The organism is Nocardiopsis suaedae (assembly GCF_027706745.1).
Classification (GTDB): Bacteria; Actinomycetota; Actinomycetes; order Streptosporangiales; family Streptosporangiaceae; genus Nocardiopsis_A; species Nocardiopsis_A suaedae.
In genome coordinates this window covers 45,553-51,552 of record NZ_JAQFWP010000051.1, presented here as the reverse complement: position 1 = coordinate 51,552, position 6,000 = coordinate 45,553, and the positions used below count along the sequence as shown (strand labels likewise).

The 6,000-nt window shown below is 77.0% G+C and carries 3 protein-coding genes; 2 read left to right on the top strand and 1 reads right to left on the bottom strand.

The genetic code is table 11. The annotated features are described in order from the left end of the window. Positions 1–628 precede the first annotated feature (628 nt). Both O4U47_RS22620 and O4U47_RS22615 read left to right on the top strand, forming a co-directional pair. A complete protein-coding gene (locus tag O4U47_RS22620; protein WP_270679948.1) occupies positions 629–4,054 on the top strand; it encodes a DEAD/DEAH box helicase in 3,426 nt (1,141 codons plus the stop codon). 358 nt (positions 4,055–4,412) lie between these two features. Then, positions 4,413–5,294: an Fpg/Nei family DNA glycosylase gene (locus O4U47_RS22615; RefSeq protein ID WP_270679947.1), complete on the top strand. Its 882-nt coding sequence runs from the start codon at positions 4,413–4,415 to the stop codon at positions 5,292–5,294. A 9-nt stretch (positions 5,295–5,303) separates the two neighbouring features. On the opposite strand, the gene O4U47_RS22610 is transcribed toward O4U47_RS22615, so the two are convergent. Continuing rightward, a complete protein-coding gene (locus tag O4U47_RS22610; protein ID WP_270679946.1) occupies positions 5,304–5,933 on the bottom strand; it encodes a phospholipase in 630 nt (209 codons plus the stop codon). Between the last annotated feature and the right edge of the window lie 67 nt (positions 5,934–6,000).

Sequence of the window (6,000 nt, the reverse complement as noted above, 5' to 3'; positions counted from 1 at the left end):
GCCGGGGCCCGTCAGCGGGGTACCGGCCGAGCCGCCGCCCGCCCGGACCGCGAGGGGCCCGCCGCCCGGCAAGCAGGCCCGGGGAACCGCCCCGCTCTCGCCGTCGCCGCCAACTACCGTGACCACGCACACACCCGGCGGCCGACAGAACAGCAGGTAGGGCCGCTGTCCTTCGTCGTCGCCACCTCCCTCGCACCCCGGCAGCCCGGCGCCCAGCCGGGGCCCGTCAGCGGGGTACCTGCCGACCCGCCCCCACCCGCACCGCGAGGAACCCGGCGGACGGCAAGCAGGCTCGGGGAATCGCCCGGCTCACGCCGTCGCCGCCAAGCACGGTGACCACGCGCACACCCGGCGGCCGACAGAACAGCAGGTAGGGCCGCTGTCCTTCGTCGTCGCCGCCATCCGCCCCACACCCCGGCAGCCCGCCGCCCGGCCGGGGCCCGTCAGCGGGAGCCCGCTGGTCCGTCAGTCCCCGGCTCTCCTGGAGCGATGGACGTCGTCAGGGGCAATTCCCCGGACTTCCTGCGGATGTGCGGGGGATGTCGGAGAATGAAGATGATAGCCCTGAGTGACCTGACGGTCGCTGTTCGGCATCGCCCGAAATGCCATCGAATACGTGAGGTGTGACGTGGCGGTCCCCCGATCCGACCCGTCCCTGCGCGACCGTGACGGGGAGGCGCCCGCCGAGCCCGTCCGCGTCGTCGCGGAGATCGCGCCGCCCACTGAGGAGCGGACGGAGACGCCTCCGGCCGCTGAGCCCGCTGAGCCCGCTGAGTCTGTCGAGGCCACTGAGGTCGCCGACGCTGCCGCCCAGGTCACCGAGGCCACCGGCATCGCCGCGCTCGGACCGGCCGTACCGCCGGTGCGGCGGGCCGACCGAACCTCCGCGGGTTCCGGTCGGTCGTCCGCGCGGTCCGCGGACGCCCCCGTGCGTCCCGTCGGCCCCGCGCCGGTGCGCCCTGTGCCCCGGACCCCGACCGAGCGGCTGGCCGCCCTCGTCGGCTACCACCGGGACTGCGTCGAGCGCGAACGGATCCTCGGCCACCTCGTCGACTTGGACACCTCCCGCCTCGACGCCTGGGCAGCCCTGCCCGGCGGCTCCGAAACGGTCTTCACCGGAGAACGCACCACCGTGGACGTCCCCGTCGGCGCCGCGGCACTGGTCGACGGCTCGGGAGGCGGCCGTCTCCGCTACGGATACCCGCTGGTGATCCTTCCCGAGGAGCGGGGCCACGGCCCCGACCGGGGCAGCTGGGGCCGCGACGACGGCCATCGAGCCGACCACGGACGCGACTACGGGGCCGACCATGTTCGCGCACCCGTGGAGCCGGACCATCCGCACGCCCCGTACGGGACCGGCGCCGTGCGCCGTGCAGCGCCGCTCTTCGTGGTCGACGCCGAACCCCTGCCGGAGCAGGACCCCGCGCGTCCTCGGGTCCGCATCGCCTCGCGCCCCGAGGTCAACCCCGCGCTCCTGCGCCGTCTCGGGATCGAGACCCCGGAGGAGCTGGCCGAGTTCCGCCGCATCGTCCGCTCCAGCGCGGCGGACAAGACAGCGGACAAGAACGCCAGGAGCGCGGACAACGGCAAGAGCGCGGACGAGGGCGCGGGCAGGGCCACCACCGCCAAGATCAGCGACCTGGAGGCCAAGGCGCGCATGGTCCTGGCCCGCCTGGAGATCGACCGCATCGACGACGTCGTCCCGGCGCGCCTGCGCGGCGTCATGCCCCTGGCCGACCTCCGCCCGGGTGCGCACAACATCGCCCTCCTCTTCCGCGCCGGGGAGGACCCCGCAGACCGCGGGCGCGTCGCCCCCGCCCCCGCCCCCGCCTCCGACGCCGGGCTCGCCGCCGACCTGGGCGGAGACGGCATCCGGGCGGAGAAGGCCGACTCCACCGCCCTGGCCGCGCTCCTCGAAGGCGGCTCCGCGCGAGACGAGCCGGTCCTTCCCGTCTCGCCCCACCGCCTGTCCGAGGCCCACCACGCCGTCGTCTCTTCCGCCATGCGTCGCCCCCTCACCGTCGCCGCCGCGCCGCCCGGCACCGGCGCCGACCAGGTCGCCGACACCGCCGTGCGCACCGCGTGCGCCGCAGGGCAGAGCGTGCTGCTCGTCGCCCCCGACGGCCGCCTCCCGTCCCGCCTGGCCGCCGCGGCCGGCGCGGACCGGGCCCACCGCGTCCTGCCGGTCGGCGGCCCCGCCGAAGAGGAGGCGCGGGCCCTCGCCGGGATCGCCGACACGGTCCTGCGCTCCGACCCGCCCGACGCGGTGGGCGACCGGCAGAGCCTGCGCGACGACTGGGCACGCGCCGAGGAGGCCTGGCGCGCCGTGGACGCGGTCGCCGCGGGCGGGCACACCCTGGCCCTGCTCGGCGCCGAGCGGCGGCGCCTGGCGGAGGCCGGCTGGGACCCCGAGGCGCTGTTCACCGTCGACACCGGCGAGCCCGAAACCTGGCAGCGCCGCGCCGAGCGGGCCCAGGGGGCCGGAATGGCCGCCCGGGCCCACCGCGCGGCGATCCGCCGCGAGCTGGGCGTGAACCCCGCCCCGGAGAACCTGGACCGGCTGGCGCGGGCCGCCGCGCTGGAGAGCGAGTGGCGCTCCTGCCTGGACCGGCGCCGCCGCCTGGCCCCGCTCGCGGACCTGACCGCCGACCTGGACGCCGCCCTCGCCTGCCATCTGCTCTCCGGCGCCGCCTACCTGGAGAGTTCCGCGGTCCGCCGCGCCGCCCGCGCGCGCCCCGCGATCACCTCCCGCATCGAGGCGCTGAACTGGCACGACGCCGCCCGCAGGTCCGGGCTGGCGCACCTGCTGACCGCCGTTCCCGCGTGGTCGGTGCGCGCGGACGCCGCGCACGCGCTGCCGTGCACCCCCGGCCTGTTCGACCTGGTCGTGGTGGCCGAAGCGGACCGCATCCCGGTGGCGCGCCTCCTGCCGCTGCTGTACCGGGCCCGCCGGGCCCTGGTGCTGGGCGACCCGGCGCAGGCGCCGCCGCCCCGCCTGATGGACCCCGCCGACGAGGACCGCGCCCGGACGGATTCGGGCCTGGGCGGGGAGTGGCTGCGCCGGTGGGGGCTGGGCCACGGCGCCTCGGCCTACTCGGCCTGCGCCGCGTCCGCCGAGGCGGGGCACGGCGCGCGGCTGCGCCTCGACGAGCACGACCGGTCCCGCCCCGAGATCGCCCGGCTGGCCTCCCGGCACTGCTACGGCGGCCGCGTGCACGTGCTGACCGACCCGCGCACCCTGCCCGCCGTCACCGGCCCGGCGGTCGAGTGGCGGCACGCGCCGGGCCGCTCCGAGGCGGTGCCCGGGGCATCGGCGGTCAACCGGGACGAGGCCTACCGGGTGGCGGTGCTGCTGCGCCAGCTCGACGGCGGACTGCCGAGCGGGCTGCGGCTCGGCGTGGTCGCGCCCCACCAGGCCCAGTGGTCGCTGCTGCGCCGCCTGGCCGAACGCCAGGAGTTCACCCGGGAGGTCCGGGTGGGCGGTCCGGAGCACTTCCGCGCCGAACACCGGGGCGTCGACGTGATGGTGGTGTCCGCGACGGGCGCGCCCGGCGCCGCGGGAGGGCCGGGCGTGCCCGAGCGGCTGTGGACCACCGCGCTGACCCGCACCCGACTGCGCCTGATCGCCGTGGGGGACCGGGCGTTCTGGGCGCGCCAGGGCGGAGTCGGCGGTGAGCTGTGCCGCTGGGCGGAGGCCGGAGGCGAGGACGAGGCGGGGGAGGAGGCCGCCACCCCGGCCGTCCGGGTGCTGCAGCGGGCGCTCCGCCGGCGCGCGGCCGACGCCACGACCGCGCCGTCCGTGCGGGGGCACCGCGCCGACCTGTGCGTGCGCACCCGGGGCGGATCGGCGCTGATCCTGGTCGACCAGGCGCGCAACGGGGCGGAGCTGCGCCGTCTGCTGCGCCGCGGGCGCATGCTGGAGGGCCTCTACGAGGGGCCGGTCGTGTGCGTCCCCGCTTGGAGGTGCCTGCAGGACCCGGCCGGCGTCGCCGACGAGATCACCACCTTCGCCCACGGGGACGAGGGCGCGGACCGCGCGCTGCATTCCGTGTAGGGCGCGCGTGCGTGGAGGGGAGTCCCCCAGGGCGGGTGGTGCGGTGTGCCTCGCTTCCCGCGGCCGTCGGTGAGTCCTCTGGGCGACGGCGGTTGAGATCCTCTGGGGGGGCTCCATCCGGTCGACTCAGCGCGGCCGACGCCCCGCCGTCACGGGACGGCCGAATGCCGTCCGCGGCCGCTTCCGCCCGCGAGGGGCCGGATGACCGCGCACCGAAACGGGCGCGCCTGGAGAGGGAGATAGAGTGCGATTCCGGTGGCCGCCGCGCCTGCGCGGCCCCTCCCGTGCCCCGCGTCCCGGCTCGTCGGCCGGAGGGAGCCGCGCGCGGGACACCCGGAACGCGACACGAGGGGGCGGGGTGCCCGAGGGCCACACGCTGCACCGCCTGGCGGCGCACTTCAGCGAGCACTACGGCGGTGAACCGGTCCGCGCCTCCAGCCCGCAGGGGCGCTTCGCCGACGGCGCGCGCCGCATCGACGGCCGCACCCTGGAGACCGCCGAGGCCCACGGCAAACAGCTCTTCCTCGGGTTCGACGGCGACGAGTGGCTCCGCGTCCACCTCGGCCTGTACGGCGCCTGGACCTTCGGCGACGCCGACGGCGAGCGGCACCTGGGCGCCCCGCGCGCCGCCGGGGCCGACGGCCGCCCGCTGGAGCGCGGTGCGGACGGCTTCGCCGTCCCGCCGCCGCCCGTCGGGGCGGTGCGGGCCCGCCTGGTCACCGCGCACGGCTGGGCGGACCTGCGCGGCGCCTCGGCCTGCGAGGTGATCACCGAGGAGGGCAAGCGCGCCGTCCAGGCCCGCCTCGGCCCCGACCCGCTGCGCGCCGACGCGGACCCCGAGCGGGCCTGGCGGACCGTCACGCGCTCCCGCTCGCCCATCGCGACCCTGCTGATGCGCCAGGACGTGGTCGCCGGGATCGGCAACATCTACCGGGCCGAGTCCCTGTTCCGCGCCGGGATCGACCCCTACCGCCCGGGCCGCGACGTCACGCCCGGCGAGTGGGAGGGCCTCTGGGCCGACCTGTGCGGCCTGCTGCGGGACGGCGTGCGCGACGGCATCATCATCACCACGCGCCCCGAGCACCGGCCCGACCCGCAGGCCCGGCCGGTGCCGCGGCCCGACACGCTCTACGTCTGCTACCGGACCGGCGAGCCCTGCCGGGTGTGCGGCACGCCGGTCCGCGCGGCGGAGCTGGCGGCCCGGACCCTGTACTGGTGCCCGGGCTGCCAGGCCAAGTGAGGCGGCGGGTCAGCCCACCGGCACCGACTCGGTGTCCAGGTCCACGCCGGTCTCCTGCTCGAATTCGGCCATGAGGCGCTCGGCCTCGCGGGCGGAGCCGGCGTCCTCCGCCTTCTCCGCGGTCGCGAGGAACCGCTCGGTCTTCTCTTCCACGTCGCCCTGCTCCAGGGCGTCGTCGAGGTCGGAGGCGAAGCCGCCGAAGCCGCGCACCGCGGAGTAGTAGATGTCGGCGACGCCGCGGCACACCCAGTCGCCGTCGCAGATCCCGTACAGGTCGTCGCGGAACACGTTGTCGATGCGCAGCCGGTTGGCCTCGGTGAACCGCGACTGCAGCTTGAAGTTGCGGTAGCCGAAGTCGTGGCGCACGCAGCCGGGCTTGAAGTCGTAGCCGATGGGCTGGTCGGGGGACATGCTGCAGCCGTCGTTGGACCAGTCGAGCTGGGGCTCGTGGGGCCGCTGCGCGCTGACGGCGGTGAAGTCGTCCAGGGCGTAGTCGAAGACGTAGGCGTCGGTGACGCGTCGGAGCTCATCGGGCGGGAGGGTGTCGGCCTGTGCGGGGGCGGCGGCCAGGGGGAGGGTGACGGCCGCGGCGCAGGCCGCGGTGACGGCACGCAGGGTGAATGCGCGGGGGACTGCCATCTGTGTCCTCTCGGTCAGCGGGGAAGGCGGCCCGGTGCGGCCACCTGACACAGAGATTGTGCTTTCC